Source organism: Tolypothrix campylonemoides VB511288_2 (assembly GCF_045999855.1).
GTDB lineage: Bacteria > Cyanobacteriota > Cyanobacteriia > Cyanobacteriales > Nostocaceae > Scytonema > Scytonema bouteillei_A.
The window spans coordinates 1-24,763 of sequence record NZ_JBFPMW010000014.1 but is presented as its reverse complement, the minus strand read 5'-3'; the positions used below and the strand labels follow the sequence as shown (position 1 = coordinate 24,763).

Annotated in this window: 17 protein-coding genes and 1 pseudogene; 11 read left to right on the top strand and 7 right to left on the bottom strand. The window is 42.4% G+C overall.

From position 1 onward, the window contains the following. Together AB0756_RS31735 and treS are read right to left on the bottom strand one after the other, a co-directional pair. Nucleotides 1–185 (bottom strand): annotated as a pseudogene (locus AB0756_RS31735) (WGxxGxxG-CTERM domain-containing protein); the annotation flags it as partial. Nucleotides 186–607: 422 nt separating this feature from the next. Next, complete coding sequence (gene treS / locus AB0756_RS31730; RefSeq protein WP_038099778.1) at nucleotides 608–3,970, bottom strand: maltose alpha-D-glucosyltransferase; 3,363 nt, start codon at nucleotides 3,968–3,970, stop codon at nucleotides 608–610. A 380-nt stretch (nucleotides 3,971–4,350) separates the two neighbouring features. On the opposite strand from treS, the gene AB0756_RS31725 reads away from it, so the two are divergent. Together AB0756_RS31725 and AB0756_RS31720 are read left to right on the top strand one after the other, a co-directional pair. Next, nucleotides 4,351–4,908 carry a general stress protein gene (locus AB0756_RS31725; protein ID WP_038099777.1) on the top strand — a complete coding sequence of 186 codons (558 nt, stop codon included), beginning with the start codon at nucleotides 4,351–4,353 and terminating at the stop codon, nucleotides 4,906–4,908. 408 nt (nucleotides 4,909–5,316) lie between these two features. After that, nucleotides 5,317–5,997 (top strand): HAD family hydrolase, encoded by a 681-nt coding sequence (locus AB0756_RS31720; protein WP_050045840.1) that lies wholly within the window; start codon nucleotides 5,317–5,319, stop codon nucleotides 5,995–5,997. Here AB0756_RS31720 and AB0756_RS31715 read toward each other — a convergent pair. From AB0756_RS31715 to AB0756_RS31695, 5 genes are all read right to left on the bottom strand, one after another. Next, nucleotides 5,994–6,905 carry an SGNH/GDSL hydrolase family protein gene (locus AB0756_RS31715; protein WP_038080671.1) on the bottom strand — a complete coding sequence of 304 codons (912 nt, stop codon included), beginning with the start codon at nucleotides 6,903–6,905 and terminating at the stop codon, nucleotides 5,994–5,996. The genes AB0756_RS31720 and AB0756_RS31715 overlap by 4 nt on opposite strands. Nucleotides 6,906–7,243: 338 nt before the next feature. Continuing rightward, a complete protein-coding gene (locus tag AB0756_RS31710) occupies nucleotides 7,244–7,936 on the bottom strand; it encodes an acyltransferase (protein ID WP_038080865.1) in 693 nt (230 codons plus the stop codon). Between the two features lie 68 nt (nucleotides 7,937–8,004). Beyond that, on the bottom strand, nucleotides 8,005–8,709 hold the full coding sequence (locus AB0756_RS31705) for an acyltransferase (protein WP_038080672.1): 705 nt from the start codon (nucleotides 8,707–8,709) through the stop codon (nucleotides 8,005–8,007). An 893-nt stretch (nucleotides 8,710–9,602) separates the two neighbouring features. After that, nucleotides 9,603–10,433 (bottom strand): response regulator transcription factor, encoded by an 831-nt coding sequence (locus tag AB0756_RS31700; RefSeq protein ID WP_038080673.1) that lies wholly within the window; start codon nucleotides 10,431–10,433, stop codon nucleotides 9,603–9,605. A 139-nt stretch (nucleotides 10,434–10,572) separates the two neighbouring features. Further along, nucleotides 10,573–12,543, bottom strand: a complete 1,971-nt coding sequence (locus tag AB0756_RS31695) for a scytonemin biosynthesis sensor histidine kinase (RefSeq protein WP_038080675.1) — start codon at nucleotides 12,541–12,543, stop codon at nucleotides 10,573–10,575. 1,172 nt (nucleotides 12,544–13,715) lie between these two features. On the opposite strand from AB0756_RS31695, the gene AB0756_RS31690 reads away from it, so the two are divergent. The 9 genes from AB0756_RS31690 (at nucleotide 13,716) to AB0756_RS31650 (ending at nucleotide 24,516) form a co-directional block, all read left to right on the top strand. Beyond that, nucleotides 13,716–13,844 carry a hypothetical protein gene (locus AB0756_RS31690; protein ID WP_272899743.1) on the top strand — a complete coding sequence of 43 codons (129 nt, stop codon included), beginning with the start codon at nucleotides 13,716–13,718 and terminating at the stop codon, nucleotides 13,842–13,844. Nucleotides 13,845–13,917: 73 nt separating this feature from the next. Further along, on the top strand, nucleotides 13,918–15,795 hold the full coding sequence (scyA, locus tag AB0756_RS31685) for a scytonemin biosynthesis protein ScyA (RefSeq protein ID WP_038080677.1): 1,878 nt from the start codon (nucleotides 13,918–13,920) through the stop codon (nucleotides 15,793–15,795). Between the two features lie 95 nt (nucleotides 15,796–15,890). Then, on the top strand, nucleotides 15,891–16,949 hold the full coding sequence (gene scyB, locus AB0756_RS31680) for a tryptophan dehydrogenase ScyB (protein WP_038080678.1): 1,059 nt from the start codon (nucleotides 15,891–15,893) through the stop codon (nucleotides 16,947–16,949). Between the two features lie 11 nt (nucleotides 16,950–16,960). Beyond that, nucleotides 16,961–17,917, top strand: a complete 957-nt coding sequence (scyC, locus tag AB0756_RS31675; protein ID WP_038080679.1) for a scytonemin biosynthesis cyclase/decarboxylase ScyC — start codon at nucleotides 16,961–16,963, stop codon at nucleotides 17,915–17,917. Between the two features lie 201 nt (nucleotides 17,918–18,118). Then, entirely contained in the window at nucleotides 18,119–19,381 is a 1,263-nt protein-coding gene (locus AB0756_RS31670; RefSeq protein ID WP_038080680.1) for a ScyD/ScyE family protein, read from the top strand. A 318-nt stretch (nucleotides 19,382–19,699) separates the two neighbouring features. After that, nucleotides 19,700–21,016, top strand: coding sequence for a ScyD/ScyE family protein (locus AB0756_RS31665; protein ID WP_038080682.1), 1,317 nt, complete (start codon nucleotides 19,700–19,702; stop codon nucleotides 21,014–21,016). Nucleotides 21,017–21,172: 156 nt separating this feature from the next. Continuing rightward, the gene (scyF, locus tag AB0756_RS31660; protein ID WP_038080683.1) at nucleotides 21,173–22,357 is read left to right on the top strand and encodes a scytonemin biosynthesis PEP-CTERM protein ScyF; all 1,185 of its coding nucleotides are present in this window, start codon (nucleotides 21,173–21,175) and stop codon (nucleotides 22,355–22,357) included. A 266-nt stretch (nucleotides 22,358–22,623) separates the two neighbouring features. Then, nucleotides 22,624–23,517, top strand: a complete 894-nt coding sequence (locus tag AB0756_RS31655) for an EboA family metabolite traffic protein (protein ID WP_038080684.1) — start codon at nucleotides 22,624–22,626, stop codon at nucleotides 23,515–23,517. 87 nt (nucleotides 23,518–23,604) lie between these two features. Continuing rightward, on the top strand, nucleotides 23,605–24,516 hold the full coding sequence (locus AB0756_RS31650; protein WP_153021468.1) for a TatD family hydrolase: 912 nt from the start codon (nucleotides 23,605–23,607) through the stop codon (nucleotides 24,514–24,516). Nucleotides 24,517–24,763 lie beyond the last annotated feature (247 nt).

The following is a 24,763-nucleotide window of genomic DNA, read 5'->3' as shown; positions in this document are numbered from 1 at the left end:
GTGGTACCGCCAGTACCCAAACCGCTACCAGTACCCGTTGTCCCAGTGGTACCGCTAGTACCCGAACTGCTGCCAGCACCAGAAGACCCGCTTTGGGCAGAAACTGGTAAAACTGGATGTAAAGTCACAAGGCCAAAAGCAAAAGCACTTGTCCAGACAATTTTTGATAAATAAGAAGGCTTCATGGTTACAATTCCTTGGATATTCTAAGTTCTGTGTTTGTTTTTTTGATTTTTAAATCAATATTGTCTGACTGTCTGACTTTCGTAGATGCTATCCTTTGAGTAATAATGGCTCAGATAAAGTGAAGAAATATCAGTCTAATTAAGTAAATTTAGCAATACAAGATAAAGACTTTTTTTCAAACGATTTCTATCATTGGTCTTATTTTATTTTGACGATATTCCATACTGGATAGGCTAAACTAATTTAATGCCTGCTATCAGTTCCACTTGTGCGGCCTATAAAAAACAAGCTTTTTAAACCAAAATCGGTGCTTTTTACCCGTGTAGGTGCTAATTCTATTCGCTTCACTCAATATTTAAGAAAGGGTTTAAGAAAGGGGATAGGGATTGGCTTCCTAGGTTCCAATCCCCAGTCCCTCCGCTTAGAACAAGTGCAGAATCAGTTGGAGTGGAATGTTGACTTTGTCAGAGCGATCGCTCAGTTCAGAACCCAGTGCAAAGATACCTTTCTCTAGAACAAAGGCATCCAAAAGCACTTGCAATTCTGTAGTTGTACTTGGTAAGAAGGTATCTTGACCGGCTGTGACTAGATAGCTATTGAGGAAAGCCGTGCTTACCCAAACGTACCAAAAACGGCTCCAGGCTTCCATTAAAGGCAAAGCTTCAGGGCGAACCATTCCACTTTCTATTTCATTGCGAAGTCCAATTTGTGCTGCATAGTGGAACGACAATAGCATACCCGCCACATCCCTTAAGGGAGAACGCTTCATGCGTCGTTCGCTTAAACTGCGACCTTCGCTACCTTCAAAGTCATGAATAATAAAGTCCTTACCCGTGTACAGCACTCTCTTTAAATTGTAATCCCCGTGATAGCGGCTACGCATTGCGGTAATTTTTTGGTTGAGGATTAACTGATAGCGCTCCAAAATATCTTGTTGGTAATTGAGGGCGGCGTGTGCTAGTTTTTGAGTCTCAGATGGTAAAGAGTGCAGCTTATCTTCCAATAACAGGAAGACTTGACCCGTTAGGTTACGGGCATATTGGTAAATAGAACGCTGGTAAAATGATGAAAATGGTTCGGGAGCAAAGTCAGAATTTTCAGAATCACAGCTTAGAGCAATGTGGAGTTCTGCCGTACACTGACCCAAAAGTTGGGCGCTTGCGAGATATGAACCAATAGTTTCCTTGGCTAATTCGGGAATTTCCAAACTCAATAACTCTATGGGAGAGTTAGAAGGAATCGGTACCTCAGTGACCTCTACTTGTCGGGCGATCGCGAGGTCAAAGTAATCCTGCAAGCTATCAAGGGTGTAGTCCCATCCGTTTCGGGTATCTTGGATATATTCTTGTAAAATTCCCACAGTCATCGGTTGAGCGGGGAGCAGTCCTGTTCTGTTGACACTGCGATACTCTAGCGCTCCAGCAATCGGTGCAAAGTGTGTAATGCGTTTTTTCTCACCTAAAAAGCGCCGCAGTTCCAAATCGGGATGCATTCCTTCCTCTAGTTTGCGGAAGATTTTTAGGAACAAGCGATTGCCATAAACGACATAAGTATTCTGAAATTCTCCTTGGAGAATGGTGGGGTCGAGGTATGCTTCATCTCCTCTCAATTGTGGTAGCAAATCGGTTGCTGTTGCTCCCAATTCTCCAGCCATGCCTTTGTAAGAGCGATTTTGCGCGATCGCATCTACCAACAGAGAGAGAAAGTTTTTGTCTGCTGTTGCATCAAATAAAATTCCGCTCGGAGGAGTTTCTAATTCTACCCCTATTTTTTGAACCTCAAGGCGAGCCACTACAGCTTGGGGGTTATCTGCTAAAATTTGTCTTGCTTGCTCGCCCTCTGCATAAGCAAAGACTAAAAGGTAAGTTTCGGCATCTCCTTGAATGTAGTCTACTCGCAACCATACCATCTTCGCTTCGGTATCTTTGTAGGATATTAAGACGGTTTCGTTGATTTGCGTTGATTGGACGGTTAAGGTTTTGCTGGTGAACCAGTTACAGGTGTAGAGATAACCCTGCAAAATAGATTCTAAAGTGGCTTTTGCCTCTCGCTGAGTAAAAACATTTTGCCATTGACCCGTCACAACTAATGTTGTGAGATCGGCTTGGGGTCTTGGTGGCTGAGTTAACGTCGCTTTGGGCGATAGGGCAAACCAGTAAAATCCATAGGGGCTGAGGCTGAGGAAGTAGCAGGAATCTCCAATTGCTGGGAACTCGGTATGGCCGAAAATCTCCATTGGTACGAGTCCCTTGAAGGGCGATAAGTCTAATTCGACTGTTTGCACAAACCGGGACAGATTCGCCACCACTAAAATTGTTTGCCCGTCATAATTGCGTGTAAAGGCAAGAACTTTGCGGTTCCTGGGATGCAGTAGTTCAAAAGTACCCAAACCAAATGCTTGGAAGCGCTTTCTCGTTGCTAGCAAGCGTTTTGTCCAATACCAAAGGGAGTTGGGGTTACTTCTTTGCGCTTCAACGTTGACCGCCTCATAATGGTATTCTGACTCTACAATGACTGGTAAGTATAACTTTTGGGGATTAGTACGACTAAAACCAGCATTGCGATCCGAACTCCATTGCATTGGAGTGCGAACACCATTGCGATCGCCTACGTAAACGTTATCCCCCATGCCTATCTCATCTCCATAATAAAGCACGGGTGTTCCCGGTAGGGATAACAGCAAACTGTTCAGCAACTCTATTTGACGGCGGTCATTTCCCAAAAGTGGTGCCAACCGACGACGAATACCCAAGTTAACTCGCATAACTGGGTCTTGTGCATACACGCGGTACATATAATCCCGATCTTCATCTGTGACCATTTCCAAAGTCAGTTCGTCATGGTTTCGCAGAAACAAAGCCCACTGACAATTATCGGGAATTGAGGGAGTCTGGTTGAGAATATCAATGATGGGGAAGTTATCTTCCATCCGCAACGCCATAAATAAGCGAGGCATGAGGGGAAAATGAAAGTTCATCTGACACTCATCCCCAGACCCGTAATATTGAGCTGCATCTTCTGGCCATTGATTGGCTTCAGCCAAAAGCATGCGATTGGGGAATTTGGAATCAATGTGCGCTCTCAGTTCTTTTAAAAAAGCGTGGGTTTCAAACAAGTTTTCGCAATTGGTTCCTTCCCGTTCGTATAAGTAAGGCACTGCATCCAACCGCAACCCATCAACCCCCATTCCCAACCAAAAATCTAAGACATCAAACACTGCTTGACGCACTGCAGGATTGTCGTAGTTTAAATCTGGCTGATGGGAGTAAAAGCGGTGCCAGTAATATGCTTTGGCAATGGGGTCCCAAGCCCAGTTTGAAGTTTCAAAATCTTTGAAAATAATCCGCGCCTCTTTGTATTTTTCTGGATTATCATTCCAGACATAAAAATCTCTTTCCTTGCTGCCCTTAGGAGCGCGACGTGCTCTTTGAAACCAAGGATGCTGGTCGGAAGTATGGTTGACAATCAATTCAATAATGACGCGAATGTCACGGGAATGAGCCGCTTCCAGAAATTCTTTAAAATCTTCCAACGTCCCATAAATTGGGTTAACGTTGGTATAATCTGCAATATCGTAACCATCATCCCTCAGTGGTGATGGGAAAAATGGCAGCACCCACAGAGCAGTCACGCCTAAATCTTGCAAGTAATCCAGTTTTTCTGTTAGTCCGCGAAAGTCACCAATTCCATCACCATTGCTGTCCGCAAAGGCACGAACAGGAACTTCATAGATAATTGCACTTTTAAACCAAAGAGGATCGTCTTTCAAAAGTAAGTTTTGCATTTTTCCTTCAACCGTTCTTGGGAAAGCACCAGTAAAAATCTGAAGGATAAAAGATGAAGTATGAAAGATAAGGTTTTCAGGTTATGTTTATAGCCATGACCTTTAATAATCCTTCATACTCTATACTTCTTCCTTGCTTGGGGTGTAAACGCCAGTCAAAAATTTAACTTTAGCTGAAATACTTGCATTAACCATCTAACGCAAGTAAGAGCAATATTTTTTCATTTAATTTTACAAAACAACTTTTCTCTAAATCTCAATATACGTAAGCCTTGAGATTGATGAATCTTCTAGATTAAATATCAAAATTAGTAAAAGAAACTACAACAAAAATTGCATTTATATGCATTATTCGTGACAAAAGGAAGTATGAGGAAAATATGGTTGTAACTCATCAAAAACGTGCTGTTGGAGTATTTGCCGGACGCCGAAATGCAGAGCAAGCACTCATAGCATTAAAAGATTCCGGCTTTCCTATGGACAGAGTTTCCATCGTAGCTAAGGATGTCGATCGAGGCGAACAGCTTGCCAATGCTCAAATGACTTCTCAAGTTAATGGGGAAAATGTAAATACTGCCACAGGAGTCATTGGAGACACTCTCACAGGTGCAACTTGGGGTAGTATTTTAGTCGGTCTCACAAGTCTAGCACTTCCGGGCACCTTGGGTGCTGTGCTAGCTGCCGGTTCAGTTGGTGTAGCACTCGTAAGTAGTATTGGAGGCGTTGCTGTGGGAACCGCAGCAAGTCATAACTTGGTGAAGGCTTTGGCTGATTTGGGTATTCCGGAAGAAAGAGCCAGAGTTTATAGCGATCGCATTCATCAGAGTGAAGTTTTGGCGATCTTAGAAGGGACTTCAGAAGATCTCCAAAATGCCGAGAAAATTTTGAAGAATCGCGATATTCAATACTGGGGAATTTACGATTCTCCCACAGCTTAGCTTGAAGAGAAATTACTCTCGCCCTAACCTCTCATTCCCAGTCTCTGGCTGGGAATGCCTTATTTAGGCAGCTCCGCCTCCCAATACAACTGAGTTCGAGGCATAATACCAAATCGGGTTTTCTAACTCCTTTTAGCCCAACGATTGGAAATCGTGGCTATACAAACGAAGTCCCTTCGGGTATCTCCTTACGGAGACGCTTCGCGATGCGAAGCTATGCCCGCAAGGGCTATACACCAGTTCCCAGGGCGCGGGAAACCCGCCTGCTTTCCCTGGACTCACCGCCTACGCGGACTAGATTATAAAGGGGGTGCAAGACGTGGATTTAGTATAACCTCTGGGTTGGAGTCCCCTTAAGCCTTCTGCCCTCTGCCCTCTGCCTTCTTGAAATAACAGGAAATTTTCACAATGGATTTACAAGCAGTACTTTTAGATGTTGATGGTACGCTCGTTTTAAGCAATGATGCTCATGCTCAAGCTTGGGTTGATGTCTTTAAAGAATTTGGATATGATGTACCCTTTGAGCGGGTTCGACCACTTATGGGGATGGGAGGCGATCGAGTCATTCCAACAATAGTGCCCGGTCTTACAAAAGACGAAGGAGAAGGGAAAGCAATCTCCTCCAGACGCAAGGAGATAATGATCGACAAATACGTGCCTGCACTAAAACCAGCTCCTGGGGCAAGGGAATTGATACTGCACATGAAAGAGGCGGGATTGCGGCTTATTGTTGCTAGCTCGGCTTCAAATCAAGAACTTTCCGTCTTGCTTAAAGCCGCCCAAGTAGAGGATTTGTTGGATGAAGCAACAACGTCTAACGATGCGGAAACGTCTAAACCTTCACCAGATATTGTAGAAGCCGCACTTGGCAAACTGAAGATGAAATCGGATAAGGTCTTGATGCTCGGTGACACACCCTACGATCTCCAATCTGCAAATGCGGCTGGAGTAGGTCTTATCGCAGTACGTTGTGGTGGTTTTGATGATACTTCCTTAAAGGGATCTCTAGCAATTTACAACGATCCTGCCGATTTATTGGCTCATTACGACAATTCGCCTTTTAAACAACCGTCTTTGATGAAGAACTAACTCAATGGTTGTGCAGTAGTCGCAGAAAACGAAAATTCATTCTTGAGAACTTTTAAAGCAGCTTCTGCTATGATTCGATGAGCTGTTGTTGTGGGGTGAATACCATCCCAGAACAAGTACTTATCTGGATTATCGCAAATAGCAAGATTGTTGGAACAAGCATTGGTCACGTTTGTTAAACCAAAACGGGCTGGATGTTTTGTGGCTTCTTGATACAAGGAATAAATATCCAGAATGGCAATGTGAGTGTCAGAACCTAATTTCTGTTGGAGATCCTCAACAGATTTAGCCAAACTCTGATTGTGGGCGATCGCAAACGAAGTGAGAGTAGTAGAATTTGCACTCGTGCGTGTAGCAGGAACTTTTCCCAAATCAGGTAAATTGGCAACCATGATTTTTTTTGCGCCCATTTTTGAGAGAGACTCGATAGCTTTTGATAGATTGCTGACAGTTAGTGTGGGATTGGCACCACCATACAAATAATCATTTGCACCAGCCCACAAAACGTAAAGTGCGTTTGGATTGACCTCTTGATGCACTTTTGTAAAAGCCTGAACTTGTGCTAACACACCCGGTATTCCATTAACGCTACCATTTCCCGTAGTTGCACCTCCATAAGCAAAATTAGCATTTTGCTCGGGAGTTAATGCAAGTTTAGAGGAAAGATATTCAACCCACACAGAACCATTAGAATAACGTCCTTCAAAGTAAGGAGGGTTGGGGGGATAGATTTTTCCTGATGCGTGATATACGTTACCAACATCGGAAAGGCTATCACCAAACACGTATAGTCTGTTGATTGGATGAGAATTCTGTATCATATTAGAGCTTTGTATTGGATCGGCTAATGCGGCTACCATAATTGAAGAAAAAAGAGCAAGTCCTGCTGTAAGAAATTGTCGTCTCACTTGAACTGAAAACCTCTCAACTAAAAGCTCTCCTCCCTACCAAGGAAGAGAGCTTCTACATCCATGCATACATGAAATTCAATTTTTTGTTCTGCCAAACAGGCATTGTTGATTAACTACTTTCTAAATGTAACAAATTATTTTGTAACTTGAGTGTGAAAAACCGAATATCAAAGTAATGATGATTACTATAGAAAGATTTCTTCTCTCTCCACATTATGATGGGCATTGCCCGCTATAATGGAATGACTGGCAATGCCCATCCTACTCCTAAGAGTTTTACGAAATATTCAGATTGTCTTTATCAGGAATTGCTATAAACTGTTTGGCAGTAATTCTCAAGAAGATTTCATCAGTTGCGCTTCTTTTCGGCTTTTAACGACACGTGCGGGCACACCTATAGCAACTGAGTAAGGCGGAATGTCTTTAGCCACTACAGCGCCTGCACCAATAACGCTGCCTTCACCAATAGTCACTCCATCCAATACAGTTACTGCATGACCCAACCAACAGTTATTGCCAATGACAATTCCGCGACGAGTGACGCCTTGTTCGGCAATATTTTGTGTTGGATCGTTAAAAACGTGATTGTTAGCAAATATGCCCGTGTGTGCGGCAATTAAGCAACTTTTACCAATCTTGATATCACCCGGACCTGCCAAACAAACATAAGGACCAATATATGTACCTTCATCAATATAGATAGAAGTATCATTCATTGCCCTAACATCAACACCGTTCTGAAGACAAGCTCTATCTTTAAGAATAAATTTATTCTTTGGATGTCCCGATGCGTTTATACGGGCACCTTGTAAAATCTGCACATTATTTCCCAGTTCTATTGCTGCTGTATTTACAAATGTAACTCCAGCATCAATATTCACAGAATTACCCATACGTGCAAAAATCGAGCGGTATAGCAAATTCCGTAAATTACCTCCTATAGCATTTGTCGGAATATTGCTTAATAAATTTGTTAAAACGGCTTGCAGTAAACGGTTCCAAATAAGTAAAGATGATCTGTAATTCATAAGCCAATAACACAGTATAAAAAACATTGACAAAAACACGATTGGATGGGGTAATAGTTTTCTGTCTTCTACCCTCTGGCGTTACCTTGTTGCAATAATTGCTTTGTTGTTCGGTACTTGATAACTCTTGCTGGAACACCTACTGCTACTGAGTAAGGGGGAATATCTTTTGTGACAACTGCTCCTGCTCCAATCACACTACCTTCACCAATGGTGACTCCATCCAATACAGTCACTCCATGTCCGAGCCAACAATCATTCTCAATCGTAATTCCCTTACGCGAGATACCTTGATATTTAATAGGTTCTAAGGTATCTGAAAATTCATGGTTGTTCCCATAGATTCCTGTATTTGCTGCTATCAAACACCGTTTACCAATAGTGATATTCCCCGGTCCTGCAATGCAAACCCCAGGACCGATAAAAGTTTCTTGACCAACCTGTATAACTGTATCTTCCAAGCAACCAATAGTCACATTACGCTCTATAGCAACTCCATCTGCTAAAACAAGTTTATTGTTGTGGTTTTTTCCGCCATCAAGGCGAGCACCCTTAAAAATATGCGATCCAGTTCCTATTTCAATTGCAGAAGCGCCAATAAACTCAACTCCCTCTTGAATATAGACGGAAGAACCTATGTGGGACAAAATTGAGCGGTATATAATATTTCGCAACTTTGGGCCTAGAATAATGGATGGTAGCCCTCCGAATAAACTAGTAATAAAAACTTCCTTTAGACGCTGCAATTTTGGGAGATATTGATTGTTACTCATGATGAAAAAGCCTTTGTAATTTTTTCAAGAACAGTGAGATAGTAGATACAATAAATCCCTCACGAGGATAGACAATAGGAGTTTTCACTTTACTTGTAGAGTCAGTCTGCTTTTGTAGCAAAACCTGTTATTACATTGATGAACAAGTAAATCAATTCAAATGCTTATGTTAATTTCAGTCAGTCATAACTATAGAAACAGGTCATAACAGACCAAGTTCACCTAAAAACATTTGCAAAAATTGTTCTAAAACTACTAATATGACTTTTCCGCCCTGAGGGAATTTTCAGCTCGGTGACTTCAACTTTTTACAGGAATACAAAAACCCCAAATAAGTTAGCCAAAGCTACACTTTTCATAAGTGAGCTTGGGAAAGTATAAAATTTTTTATTTTGGTGAAAATGCAATTCTTGTTGTCCTAGCTGTTTTATCCCATTCCTGTAACGTTAGGGGGGAGTATCTCCAACTTCAGCCATTACGTTAAAGTCAGCCATCGGTGCAAACAAATAAGCACTTCCCCGATTGCTATGACGGCTTAATTGCAGCCAATTTTCAGAGTATGCCACTGTTACCATGTCGCACGCGAATGACTTACTTACTAACTATCTCACTATAGTCAATTCTACTATATCAATCAAAGTTTGATATAGATGTATTATGGATAACATATCAAATAATATTAAAGCATCACATCAGTCTAAAGAAATAACTTTAGACTGGTAGCTCTCCCTAATGGGGAGCTATGGTGTATGTATAAGTAGGATTTCCCTCTTAGTTCCCCCAATGGATTGGGGGGAAACTCTCCTTCCCTCCACAAGTACAAGGGGAGGGTGGGGTTAAATTGACGCTAAAACCTTTGTCTGTGAGCTATTTTAGTTGTTACTTTGTAGATTTCATGCCTCTACTTTACAACGACGGGACAATTGGTACTCCTTTCTCCAACTTTGAGGAGGAGTCCCGTGGTGTTGACGAAACTGTCGGGAAAAATGACACGCGTTTTGATAACCAAGAGCAGATGCTATTTGTTCAATGGTTTGGTCTGTTTCTTGAAGCAAAGAACGTGCTGCAGCCATCCGGCGTTTTACAATCCAACCGTTAACAGTTTCTCCAGTAATTTTTGCCACTCTATTTGTTAAGTAAGCTGAAGAATAACCAACAGCCTCAGCGACATCACACAAAGTAATTCCTCGGTCGAAATTTGCTTCTATATATTCAAAAACTTCTTTAAGCTGGGGAACTAAGGGAAAAATCGATGCAGGAGATTGTGGTGAACCATGAGTAACAGCGACTGGCTGTGCAAGCTTCTCGTAATATGCAGCATACCAGTACTGCATTAGTTTTGCTTGCTTTTCCAATCTTGTAGTAATGGCTTTGAGTAATTGATGAACTGTACACGGCTTGGTAATGTAATCATCTGCACCTAATTCCATACCCTTACGGAGAGACGCTTTGCTATCACTACCGGTTAAAAAGATGAAAGGAACAATAGCAGTCACTGGATCTTGTCGCAATGCAGCTAAAACACCAAAGCCATCCATATCTGGCATGAGAATATCGCAAATCACTAGGTCAGGTAAGTTCTCCTGAGCTTTTTGGATACCAATATTACCATTTTCAGCATCAATTGTCTCAAAACCTTCAGATTGAAGACCGTCCAAGAAGATATGGCGAGTTATTGCATCATCTTCAATAATTAAAATCTTTTTTGACGATTCCTGCATCATGTTTAATCACCACAATAATTTGGTAGTCAATGATTACTGAATTCAAAAGTCAAGTTATGGGAAACACAAATACTGAGAAGTTAATTTAGAGCTAAATGTGCTATTGGCATCATTTATTACTTACAGATGTCCCGTTGCACTACTGGTAGCCATCTCCTCTTAGGTATGTTATTGGTAATTTGACAGTGAAAGTCGTGCCAATTCCAACAACACTTTCTACAAAAATTTCACCCAGGTGTAAGTCAACGAGAGTTTTTACAATCGCAAGACCCAGTCCAGTTCCTGGTATGTTGTCAACATTGCTACCTCGATAAAAAGGCTCGAAAATTTGTTGCCGATCTACAACTGGAATACCAATGCCAGGATCTTTGATTAGAAAAATAGCTTCTTGACTTTGACAGTGAAGTTCAAAAGTCACGGTACTGCCTGGAGATGAATATTTGATAGCATTTGAGAGTAAGTTATTTAAAATATACTGTAACAACTTTGGATCTAAGTAGGCGTTCTGGCAGTTACCGTGGCTCGCAAAGTTAACTGACTTTTGATTGCCAGTCGTTAACTGCATCTGTGCAACTATATCGACACAAAACCTATCTAGGTGAATCGATCTTGGCTCACACACCAACTTTCCTGATTCCGCTTGCCTGTATAATAAGATTTCATCTAATAATTCGCTAATTTGTTGAACAGCAAGTTGAATAAGATCCAGATAAGAACGATTTTTCTCTTCTGTCCATTGATGAAAATGACGTTTGAGTAAATCAGCAGAGAAAGAAATAACATTCAAAGGTGTGCGGAATTCATGACTGAGCATGGAGACAAAGCGTTCTCGGAGTTCGCTGAATTGTTTTGTCTGCTCAAGAGCTTGACGCACTTCTGATTCGGCTTGCTTGTAGTCGGTAATATCAATTGCTGTTATTAACTTGACTTGATGACTCGAAAAATCAAGCGCTCCATCAAGTAATCCTACAGTACAAGCCAGCCACCTTTGCGAACCATTTTTAGTTAGAATTTCCATCTCTTGATATTCACCACAAGCGTCTCCATTCTGTTTGTATATTTGCCTGAGCTTTTTGCCTTTAATCAGTCTTTTAATATTAAAGTTATTCAGCAATTCCTTTTTTGAATAGCCAGTTAGAATTTCTGTAGCAGGATTTACATAACAAAACCGTTCGTTATGAATTAGAAAAATACTAGCTTCTGTTGTTTCTGCCAAAGTCCGAAATCGGCTTTCATTTAACTTGAGCGCTTCCTCTGTTCGCTTGGATTCAGTAACATCTGAGATACTCCAAACTCTACCAACAATCTGATTTCCCAATCGCTGGGGTTTGGAATAGTGAGCAAATATCCTACCATCCTTGAGTTCTACCAAATCGCAGCTTTCTTCTTCCGATTCGCTGGTCTTGTTCCAAACAACAGTGCGAAAAAATTCTACATCCTTGACTTTGCTCTCAAAAAAGACTTTTGCTTTATGGCATTCTCTAGAAAGATGTATTGATGGTGGAATGCCCCACATTTCAATAAATTTTTGATTAAAGCAAAGAAACTCTCCTTCAAAATTTAACGCAAGTATACCACAGGCTGTTGATTCTAGGGCAGAACAAACTAGAGACAAATATGCTAGTTCTGTTTCTAGATTTTGATATTTGATGACCTCTGGCGGCAACTGTTGCCCCATTTGCAAGGCTTTGTTTGCGTATTGCCTTAAACTTAACTCTACTAGTTCTTGGCTGCGATCGCAAGCAACTGCACAACCTAATTCTCTACCTTGGTTTTCTACATAGTTAACCTTGACTTGTACTAAAAAGACTTGCCCTGCTTTCGTCTGATATCGCGATTTAAAGGTGAGGGAACTTTGTTGCTTCAGCGCGGACCATTGCTCCGACCATTTTTGCATCTCAAAATCCAAATCAATCTTCTCCAATCTCTTTGAGAGCAGTTCCTCGCGAGAATAGCCCATCATCTGACAGAATGCAGTATTGACGTAAAGAATTTCTGCCTTTGCATCAATGCAAAATGCTGCTTCTTCAACTCTATCAAGTAGAATTTGTGCAAGTTGCAACTCTTCTTCTGGTTTTAGCACCGGCTGGGAATTAGATTCAGATAGCATACGTAATGGTTGCTAAAGTACATTGCCCTCCAAGTTTTTTGTATCAATCGGCACTTATCGCGATCGACAGGGTGTCAGCTAAACTTCCTAACTTATTGGGGCTACTTGTTCACCCGCAAAATCAACTTATCAGATTTTTTAAGAAACTTAATATAACTTTACTAATTCTTTAATTTACGAGATTCAGTACTTTAGCTGAGTCTCAAACGTCTTGCCCGCACAGCTACCTAACACAGTTGAACCGACAGGATGTTGTAGAAAACCACTATAGAGTGATATAAATTACAATTGAAAGTTTATTCAAAATCTACAAACTTATCTCTGCATTCAAATTACGGGGAATCTTTTCCAGCATGAGTGGAAAGCTTTCCCTACTTGTCTTTTAGGTTACTGTAGCAGGGTGTTGCCCCATTTATACAAAGTGTAGAATTACCAAAAGGTTTCAGCAATCATTCTTACAGGGAATTTTATTTCATCAGATCAAGTTCCTTGCTTAACTCTTCCATGAATTCAACTACAAAATTGTTTACAAAATCATCCATCTGAAGAAATAGCCCGCGCCTGATATGTAGAATACGTACTCTTTAGCATCTACCATTTGATATAATATTTGTAAATTGTTCGAGTAATATTGGTAACAGTAACTTGGCACAGCTACTTATTACCGAGGTCTAATCGCCTTTTACGTATTTTAGGAAGAATAAGCTACAATATTAAATCTTTATTAAAAAGAGATTGCTGTCACCTTTTTTGTTTGCTATATCTACCTCATTCTCCTTATTATTCTTTCTAGATAACTTAATACTTCCATCAAGAGTGAAAACTCTTTTTTTGCCCTCTTACATTTAAACATAATTTTGATTTGTCATCCATCATCTGGCAGATATAGCAATCTTCTCCAAGCAGTAACAACATCTAAGCCTTGTATGATGAGCAACGTCCACCACATAAAGTTTTTGCGTGGCATTCCTAACCTTAGATATATTTCAAAAATTGAATAGATATTTTATAAGTACGCAATTTCCAGAGGATAGAGAAAATTGTACAGACGCTTCTTAGTCGGCGTTAAAATGAGCACAATCAGAGAGCAAAAAAATTGATAACCCGATCAAAAGATTATTCATTGCAGCAAGGTCTTGCGCTTCTGTAGTCTTGTTTCCATAAGCACAGCCTTGATTGTTTACCTTGAACGTAAAGATTTATTTACTATCAAGAAAACGGTGACAAACCGTGCTCGGCATTTACCAATTTTGGTGAATCGTTTAGAAGAAAAAGCAGACTTTGGCATGACACAAGTTTGAGGCTGCGAGTGAAAGCGCAGTCTGGATAAGCTAACTGGCACCTTCTCCATGATTCAGGGAGTATGTAGGAGCAATGAGACAAAATTATACTCAAAAAACCTCTAACAACGGCACTCAGCCATACGAGGTATATCAACCAAGTGGCTGTGTAGAAACCGCACTAAATAATAGCGAGTCCGAATCTAGAGAACTTGGACTCGACAGATCCAAAGCTGTATCGATTGTGGAACAACCACAGCGATCGCTAACAGTAGCGGATGCGATCGCCAGAATGATGGAAGCATTGGGAATCACCCACGCTTACGGAGTTGCTGGAGGAGCGATGGCTACTCTTTGGGGTTCACTATCCAACAGTCTTCTCCAAGTCTTAAATGTTCGACACGAATCAGGAGCTGCCTTTGCAGCGACTGAAGCTTACTTTGCTACGGGTCGTCCCGCAGTTGTATTCACCACAGCAGGACCGGGTATTACCAACGCCCTCACTGGTTTATTTGCTGCCCGTGGTGAAGGTGCGAAAGTCATTTTACTCTCAGCGTACACCTCAGCACCACAACGCGGAAAGTGGGCTATTCAAGAAACCAGTAACGAAACGTTACCCACTGATGGAATTTTTACATCAGGAACGCTGTTCAACTACGCAACAACTGTGGAAAGCCCCGCACAACTGCCACAGATTTTTCGCAAACTGGCTTTGGGTTTGTCGCAACCCGGAGGGTTCGTTGCTCATTTGAGTATCCCCACCGCCATACAAACATCTCCACTAGAGGAAATACCAACATATCAAGGAGTTTACTCCTCTAAACTAACACCTAGCAGAGAAACTATTTTAAGGGCAGCAGAACTGCTATCAGAAGGACCCTTTGCCATTTGGTTGGGTTTTGGTGCTCGTCACGCAGCAGAAGAAGTTCGCCAGCTGGCCGAAATCACAGGGGCTGCAGTTATGTGTTCCCCCCGTGGCAAAGGCATTTTCAGCGAAGATCATCCCCAGTTTGTGGGTGTCACAGGTTTGGGCGGTCACGGTTCCGTGTTGTCGTATATGCAGCAGCAAACACCTTTCCGCACTCTTGTGTTAGGCTCGCGTTTGAGCGAACCGACTTCTTTCTGGAATCAAGCATTGGTTCCGCCAGGAGGCTTTATACACGTAGACATCGATCCCGCAGTACCTGGCGTAGCTTACTCAAAAGCTGAAACCTTTGCTATCCAATCTGATATTAAAACTTTCTTACAAGCACTCTTACAGCACGAGCATCTGATTGCCAGTGCGGGTATAAAAGCTTTTCAGCTACCACGCCCAGAAAAGCAAGCACTCGAACCAAGCAAAGACTCACCAGTGAGACCGGAAGCGCTAATGCAAGCAATTCAAAAAGTCATCGTCGAGGGTAGTGATGCCATCGTCTTGGCTGAGTGCGGTAACTCCTTTACTTGGGCAACGCACTTCTTGCGATTTGGTCAACCAAACCGTTACCGGGTCAGCACTGGGGTAGGAGCAATGGGTCACGCTGTAACCGGAGTCATTGGATCGGCACTTGCAACTAATAGCAAGTCTGTAGCCATTGTAGGTGATGGTGCAATGCTAATGAACAACGAAATTAGCACTGCTGTAAAATACCAAATACCTGCTATTTGGATAGTCCTCAACGATGCTCGCTACAATATGTGCCATCAAGGCATGGCAATGCTGGGACTGACAGGAGCAGATCCATTGATGCCAGAGACAGACTTTGTAACAGTGGCTCGGGGGATGGGCGCAGAAGGAATCCGGATCGATCGAGAATCAGACCTCGAAGCAGCATTAGAGAAAGCAATGGCTTTCCCCGGTCCATTTGTGATTGACGTGATTATTGACCCAGATCGACGCGCACCATCCAAAGGACGCAATGCAGGTCTAGCAGCACAAGGTGTTAAATCGGCTCCTGCTGAAAAGACAGCGATTTCATTTCCAAATGTTTAAGAGCTAATGGTGAAGAGAGCTAATGGCTAATTGCTAATAGCTATTAGCTATTAGCAATTAGCCATTAGCAAAAGTCAGTGATGAGGAGGCATAACGTGAACTTATTTGAGACAGTGACAGAGATGGGGCACGAGCAAGTGCTCTTTTGTAATGGTAAAGACCCGGAAATTAAAGCAATTATTGCCATTCATGATACAAGTTTGGGACCTGCGATGGGTGCAACCAGACTGTTGCCGTATCCCAATGAAGAAGCTGCACTAAAAGATGCTTTACGTTTAAGCCGTGGTATGACTTACAAAGCAGCTTGTGCGGGTATTCCCGTTGGTGGCGGTAAAGCAGTTATTATTGCTCATCCTGAAAATAAGACAGAAGATTTATTTAGAGCTTACGGACGTTTTGTTGAGAGGCTTAACGGACGCTTTATCACCGGACAAGATGTGAATCTTACTCCTAATGATGTCAGAGCAATTAGCAAAGAAACCAAATACGTGGTAGGGGTAGAAGAAAGGTCTGGTGGACCTGCTCCGGTGACTGCGTGGGGAGTTTTTCTGGGGCTTAAAGCTGCAGTAGAGTTCCGTTTGCAAACTCAAGACTTAAAGGGATTGAAAGTTGCAGTGCAAGGTCTGGGAAATGTAGGTAGCAATCTTTGCCGTTACTTGCACGAGCATGGAGCCCAACTGTTTGTGACTGATATCAGTCAAGAAAAAACTGAGGAAATCAAACGTCTTTATGGTGCAACTATTGTTGAGCCCAATGCAATTTACTCTTTAGACGTAGATGTGTTATCTCCTTGTGCTTTGGGAGGAATCCTCAACAGTGAAACAATTCCTCAAATCAAAGCATCAGTTATTGCAGGTGCTGCTAACAACCAACTGGGAGTAGAGCAAATCCACGGTCCCATGCTATCAGCAAAAGAAATTCTTTACGCTCCGGATTACGTTATTAATGCAGGCGGGCTAATCAACGTCTATAACGAAATGATTGGTTATGACGAAGATAGAGCATTCCAACAAGTACGTAACATTTACGACACACTGTTAGAAATTTTTGATAGAGCGCAAAAGCAGGACATCACAACCAATGATGCTTCCAAGCAATTGGCAGATGACAGAATTAACCGTGCTAGACATATCAAGGCTATGGCTGTGGTGTAAAGGAGACACAAATGGTAACGGAAAGAAATACATTTGCAACATCCGCGTATATTGCGACTGCGCCAGAGACTGCTTATGACTACCTCTGTAGTCTAAAAAACTTAGACGAATGGACGCTCTACAGCCGGATGCAAGAGCAAGTTGATGAAGATACCTGGCTGGGAACTGCATCTGGCTACCAAACAAAGCTCTACTATCACGTTAAGAAATTAGACCACCCGCATTTTCATGGCATCGAATGGCATTGCGGGTTGGAGTATCAGAAATACTATCAGGTTTATCCCGTCCTACTGTTTTCTCCCGATTACATTGAGCCGGGAACTGATGAAAAAGGCGTCTACTTGCACTGGATTAGCTTTGTCGATCCAAAACGGCGATCGCCATTAATCATGGAGGGAATTCACACGGTACATACTTCCGAGTGTCGTTCCCTCAAGGGTAACTTAGAGCGCAAAGCTGGTCTTACCTCTGCAGCTAAAGGACGCTATTATATTGACACCGATACTATCTATGTTAATGCCCCCATAGAAATGGGTATTGAGTTTTTATCAGATCTCAAGAACATGGATGATTGGGCGCACTTGCTGCATGCAGATGGTGAGATTGCTGGTTCTTCAGGTGAGTTTCGCGATGAGTACAACCAAAAGGTGAAGGTAACCCAGCGACTGCAACCTGTCAGCAAATGGTATTTGCTAGAGCATGAATTTTATTACCCAGACTATGGATTTTATCAACGCTCTCCGGTGTTGTTAATTCCAACTTCTTATGCTTTTGGCGATCCCAATGCTCCAGGTTTTATCCAACACCGGATTACATTTTGGAAAGCTGGCGAGCAACTTCCTCATGGCAAACTTCAAATTGAAGACTTTGGCTCTGAAAGTTTAAATATTAAACGTCTTTTGGAAGCTAAAGCAGGTAATTTAAATACCTTAGCTCAAGGTTTGAGTTATATGCCAAACAGTCACTAGTACATGAAGGCAGAAGTCCGGAGGCAGAGGGCAGAAGGTTCAAAAACTTTGAATATATGCTTCTTGCTTCTTATTAATGCTTGCCTTATTTACGCCCTACTGTACTAGTGATTTGTTAGTTGTTAGTTGTTAGTAGAGTACTTAGCTACTTATCAATAAGCAATAACTACTAACTACTAACCAATAACCATTTACAAGACGATGAAACTCAAGCATATCACCACAACACTTCTTTCTTTTTGCGTTGCGACTCTTTTTGGCATGAACGCAGCAAAAGCTGCATCGTTTACGGTTATTGCTGACGGTCTTGACAACGTACAAGGTCTAAGCATCGGTCCTGACGGTAGTATTTATGCTGTAGAAGCCGGGAAAGGCGGAAGCGGTCCTTGTGTCCCACCCCCAAGCGGTCAAGGTGACAATTTGTGTTACGGAGCGACCGGTGCTGTTACAAGAATTAAAGATGGGAAGCAAGAACGCGTTCTCACCGGGCTTCCTTCTATAAGCGCCTCTAGTGGTGCCCAAGCTGCTGGTCCTCGCAGTATACTATTTGATTCAACTGGAAAACCGTATATCGTAACGGCGTTGGGAGCTAATCCAAGCTTTCGTAACAATATATTAGGTGATACCGATCTTGGAAAAATTATTGCTCCTGACTTTAATACAAATACTTGGACTAGTGTTTCTGATATAGCCAGTTATGAATTAGCTAACAATCCAGATGGAGAAAATATAAGTAGTAGCCCAATATCTTTTTTGCTAGATGGTAATAATTTTGTTGTCGTTGATTCAAGTGCAAACGACTTGCTCAGTGTTAGCACTGACGGAAGCAATTTGAGGGCGATCGCAGTTATTCCCAAGCAAACGATCGCAAATCCTGTTTTCCCGCCATCTAACACTCCATCTGTCGAACCATCTGAAGTTCCAGATTCTCCCGAACCACCGCCAGTGACCGAGTTTTCCACACAAGCAGTTCCTACAGGTATTGCTAAAGGTCCAGATGGTGCTTATTACGTAAGCATATTTACTGGCTTTCCTTTTCCGGAAGGAGGAGCTAAAATATACCGAGTAGGCTCTGATGGTCAACCTACAGTTTATGCAGAAAATTTTACACAACTTCGGGATCTAGCCTTTGATACGGAAGGAAATTTGTATGCTTTGCAGTATGCAAATCAACCATCTTGGACGGGCAATCTAAATGGTTCTGTTATCAAAGTAGCACCCGATGGCACCCGTACAACTCTGCTTAGCGGTAACGGACTGGAAGGACCTGGTGGTCTGGCGATCGGTTCCGATGGTAGTGTTTACATAGCAAATCGAAGTGGTGTTCCAGGAAAAGGACAAGTTTTAAGAGTTAATAATTCAAAATCTGTTCCCGAACCCACCTCCACTTTAAGCATTTTAGGATTAGGTGCTTTCAGCATTTATCAGTTACGCAAAGGTAAGCGAAAAGCACCTCATATGTAAAGGATGAAGGATAAAGAATAAAGGATGAAAAATGCCTTAAATTCCCAGATATAAGGCTGAAAAACGCTAAACAAAAGAACTTTCACATACTGAAAAGCTACTTTCATCCTTGATTCTTGTTGAACCTTCAGACTTTTTCAAAAAGTTTCAAGTCAACCCGATCGGCTATTAGTTATAAGTGACCAGTTATGACTGGCTACTTATCGCTGTAAGTCGCTGTAAGAGGGATGCTTGATATTTAAATCCCAGTCATTGGGGCTTCTTATTTATAACGCTGTCCAACATTCCACAAACTACCAACACTCAATTTCAGCAAATATGAAATTCAAGTCATTTGCCCTTGCATTATTTACGTTTTGTGCTGCAACCGCTAGCGGAACAAGCGCTGCACAGGCTGTAACTTTTAAGACAGTGGCTTCCGGTTTTGATAACGTCAATCATGCGACCTTCAGTCCTGATGGCTATCTTTACCTATCAGAAGGTGGTGTGGGAGGCGATGGCGATGGTGGTAGAAGATGTACACCATCACCAAGTACCCAATACGTTCCTATTTGTGCTGGCGATACCGGTGCGATCACCAAAGTTGATGTAACGACCGGTCAATCAGAACGTGTTCTTAGTAACCTTCCGTCTCTAGCACAACAACCCTTACAAGATCAAGGAGCTGGTCCTGCAGATCTTCAGTTTTATAACGGCAAAGCTTATCTTGTATATGGTATGGCTGGCGATCCTAGAAATCGCGATAGCGTCTTAGAAGTTCCTACACTTGCACAGCTTTACGAAATAGACTTGAACACTGGTGAGAAGAAAAGCCTCGCCGATTTTGCGAAATATGAGACCGAATTCAATCCTGATGGCACAGATTTAATTGTTAATCCCTACAGCTTAGCAATCAAGGATGGTTATGCTTACGTTACAGACGGGGGTGCAAACGTTATATACAAAGTGGGATTGAATGGCGAAGGTATTGTAAAAGTTAATGCATTCCCCAGACAAAACGTACCTGTTGACGAGCTGAAATTCCCCAGCCCTGAAGCTTTGGGTCTAGGAGCGGATCAATCTATTGCTTTCCAACCAACAGAGCAATCAGTACCTACAGGAATTAAAATAGGTCCAGATGGGTCTCTCTATGCCACTGAATACACTTTCTTCCCTTATCCAGAGGGTAGGGCAAGAGTTTGGAAAATCAGTGATGATTTGGAGCAATTTACAACTGTTGCCGAAGGCTTCACACAGCTCACAGATTTAGCTTTCAACGAACGAGGCGAGCTATATGTGTTGCAGCACTACAATACTCCTGAATGGGAAGCTCTAGCACCAGGTGGAGATAAGAGCGGTTCTATCATTAAAGTAGCGACTGATGGAACTCGCGAAACGGTCTACAGCGGTCCGGAACTTGGTGCAGCTAGCGTTTTAGATTTTGGTCCTGACGGTAAATTATACGCAGTAGCTGGTAGCCGATTTGCAAAACAAGGAACAGTCCTTGCGTTTGACCTTGAAGAAGGTGAAGGTGGATCTAAGAAGGTACCAGAACCTGCGGCTGTATTTGGATTGGTAGCGGTTGCTGGATTTGCAGGTAGGATGTTAAAGCGCAAGCGCCAAGAAGAGTTACTTGCTAAGGTAGAAATTCTATAATCCCCATGTCTTAGCAAATTTCTAAGAATGACTGAGAAATTAAGTTGCTGCCTAAAAGAGTGGTTAGAAAGGCAGCAACTCAAATCCAAAATCCTCAGACTGAGTCTGAGAACGCAAACACAACCAAAGTATAACTCATCACATTGAGAAGTCATTATGGGATTAGTAAAGAATTTATCAGTTGCCTTAGTCAGTGCTAGCGTTATGGTAGGAACTGCAGCAGCTCAAGCTAAAGCTGTTACCTTAACATACGATAAGAGTCTTAGCAGTCCCGGTTTAGCCCCCGGACAACTTTTTGTTCCTCAAGGTCTGGGAGTCCAAGACTCCACCAATCAGTTATTTGTCAGTAACGGTCGAGGTCTCAATCCAGACGGTTCTTTCAATCCAAACGTCGGTAACCGCGTTGACGTATTTGACCAACAAGGTAACTATCTTAGAGCGATCGGTAGCGGTCGCCAAGGAAAAGGAGAAGGATTTGACGAACCAGCAGACGTAAAATTTGACCCGGTAACTGGTAACCTACATGTAGGTGATGTATTTAACAGTGAAATTGACGTGTACAATCCTAACACTGGTGAATATATCAGATCCTATGGCTCCTTTGGAGGACCCGTACAAGGTAGACTCTTCTTTGGACCTGGTGGTATGTCTTTTGATAAAAAAGGCAATATCTGGATAACTGATTTTAGTGCTGACGTAGTTAAGGTATATAATGCCAATACTGGCGAACTCGTTAAAACTGTTGGTAGCAATGGTAGCGAGTTGGGACAGTACGTCGGTCCCGCAGGCATAAGCGTTTCTCCAAATACCGGAAGAATTTACGTAGGCGATCAATATAACGGTCGCGTTCAAGTTTTAGATTCAGACGGTAACGCTCTGTTTGCTTTTGGTTCTCGCGGTTCCGAACTCGGACAATTAAGAGAGCCAATTGGTGTAGAAGTAGACGAGTACGAAAATATTTACGTAGCTGATTCTCAAAACAGCCGCATCCAGGTATTTGACAAGGATGGTAATTTCCTAACTGCATATGGCGAACCCGCTCGCAACGCAGCTGGTGAAGTTGTACCACCTCCCGATCAAAGCGGTCCTCCTTTTGGTAATCCCCTTGTTCTCGAACCTGGGGTCTTCAACTGGACTGCTGGTTTACACTACGATAGAGGCAAACTCTATGTTGGTGACTTTTTCCAAGGTCGCGTTCAAGTGTTAAACGTGGACAACAAACCCGGTGCAAAAGTACCCGAACCTACATCCGTATTGGGTTTAGGATTGCTGGGATTTGGCGTTGTCATATCCAAACTGCGGAAAAATCGCAAAAATTCAACCGTAAGTGTAGAGGGATAACTTTCGTTGAGTCTCTCATACAGTTTGTTGTGGGAAATAAATCGAAAGTTGTCTTTTACTAATCATTGAACACAATACATAGGGTGGGCGATATCCACCACTTAGATACTTAGTGGTGGACATTTCCCACGCTACTCGTTTATTAACACATCGACAACAATCAACATATATATTTATTTCCTCGCTTCAGTAATATTCAATTATTCAAGCCTTTTCTCTATCAACTGTCTTTTGTTATCTCATTAAACTCACATTCCTTCCATGCTATGGTTGCTACAATTTCTTTAAAAAGAATAAATGTTAATGTAACTGATTTACTTTATGGTTGGCTCTCACTAAGAGTTGAGGAAGAAAGTTTCAACTGGTTGACTACCAAAAAAGCACAAATAGAAAATGGTGCTAGCGTGCGAGTGTTTTTCACTACTTTCAGTGCTGTCCCTCGCTATACAGGCAAAAATGACTTAAATTTAACCTTAGAAGATCTAGAAACTGCTTCAGCAGTAAGGAAAGGTTGGTTCCCTTCTCATTGGAGTGTAGACCAAGCAGCTCGTACACTTTTATTGCTGTCTTTACCTCAAAGTGACATAGAGAAGTACTTGCAAACCCTAGAGCAAGTTTTCGCAGCTGCTGATGTAGGAGAACTTGTTGCACTTTACCAAGCTTTACCACTGCTACATTATCCAGAAAGGCTTCGCGCCCGTGCTGCAGAAGGAGTTCGCAGCAATATGACAGCAGTGTTTAATGCCATTGCTTTGCGGAATCCCTATCCCTGTGAATATCTTGATGATATCGCATGGAATCAGATAGTCCTGAAAGCTTTGTTTGTAGGTAGCCCCCTACATTTAATCCAAGGGATCGATCGCCGCGCAAATCCAGTACTTGCAAGAATGCTTGTTGATTACGCCCACGAACGTTGGTCTGCTAAGCGCACGGTCTCGCCCGAACTTTGGCGTTTAGTTGGAAAATTTGCCAAGGGTTCAATGTTAGAGGATTTAGAGCGAGTTATACAAGACACCGATCCCATCCAACAAGCAGCTGCTGCGATCGCCTGTTTTGAGTGTCCCGAAAAAGCAGCCCAAGAAATACTCAATCGCTATCCCAACTTACAAGCTGAAATTCAAGCAGGGCGGATTTCTTGGGAGAGTTTGGTTAGTGGTTAGTCGTTAGTTGTTCTATTAAAGACTAACTACTGACTAGCAAGCACCGACCACCAACCACCAACCATCAACCACTAGCCACTAACCTAGATGATGTTTATAGATCCTCACATTCACATGAGTTCCCGCACTACCGACGATTATCAGATGATGCGTCAAGCTGGAATTGTAGCAGTTATTGAGCCAGCATTTTGGTTTGGACAACCCCGTACTAGTGTTGGTTCTTACCAAGATTACTTTAGCAGCCTAGTTGGGTGGGAACGATTTCGTGCCGCACAGTTTGGTATAAAGCATTACTGTACAATTGGGTTAAACTCCAAAGAAGCGAACAACGAACCTCTAGCAGAGCAAGTTATGGAGTTGTTACCCCTGTACGCCTGTAAAGAAGGTGTCGTTGCGATTGGTGAAATTGGCTACGACGATATGACTCCTGCAGAAGACAAATACTTCCGCTTGCAGTTGGAGTTGGCAAAAGAATTGGATATGCTGGTAATGATTCATACACCACATCGCGATAAAAAAGCAGGAACCAGTCGCAGTATGGATGTATGCTTGGAGCACGGATTAAAACCATCACAAGTCATTGTAGATCACAACAACGAAGAAACCGTGCAAGAAGTTTTAGAACGCGGTTTTTGGGCAGCTTTTACAATTTACCCAAACACAAAAATGGGTAATGCTCGCATGGTAGAAATAGTTCGCCAATACGGGTGCGATCGCATTATTGTAGACAGCAGTGCTGATTGGGGAGTGAGCGATCCGCTAGCAGTACCCAAAACAGCTCGACTGATGCTAGACAGAGGAATTCCAGAAGCAGACGTGCGAGCCGTTTGTTATGAAAACGCACTTCTAGCTTACAGCCAAAGCGGTCAAATGAAAGAATCAGACTGGCTCAATCCATCACCCATAGATCAACGCCAGTTATTTAATGGGAACTCCGTACTGCGGGGACAAAAACCTGTTGTAGAAACTCCCGCTCGCGAATATGCACTTATTGAGTAAAGAGCTAATAGCTAATTGCTAATAGCTAATAGCTAATAGCTAATTGTTAATTGCATTACCTATTAGCCATTAGCCCTCAGCCCTCAGCCCTCAGCCATTAGCCATTAGCCATCCCTTGTTCGCCAGTTCCCAGGGCGCGGGAAACCCGCCTACAGGACTGGACTCACCATTAGCCATTAGCCATTAGCCATCAGCAATTAGCCATTAGCCATTAGCCATTAGCCATTAGCCATTAGCCATTAGCCAT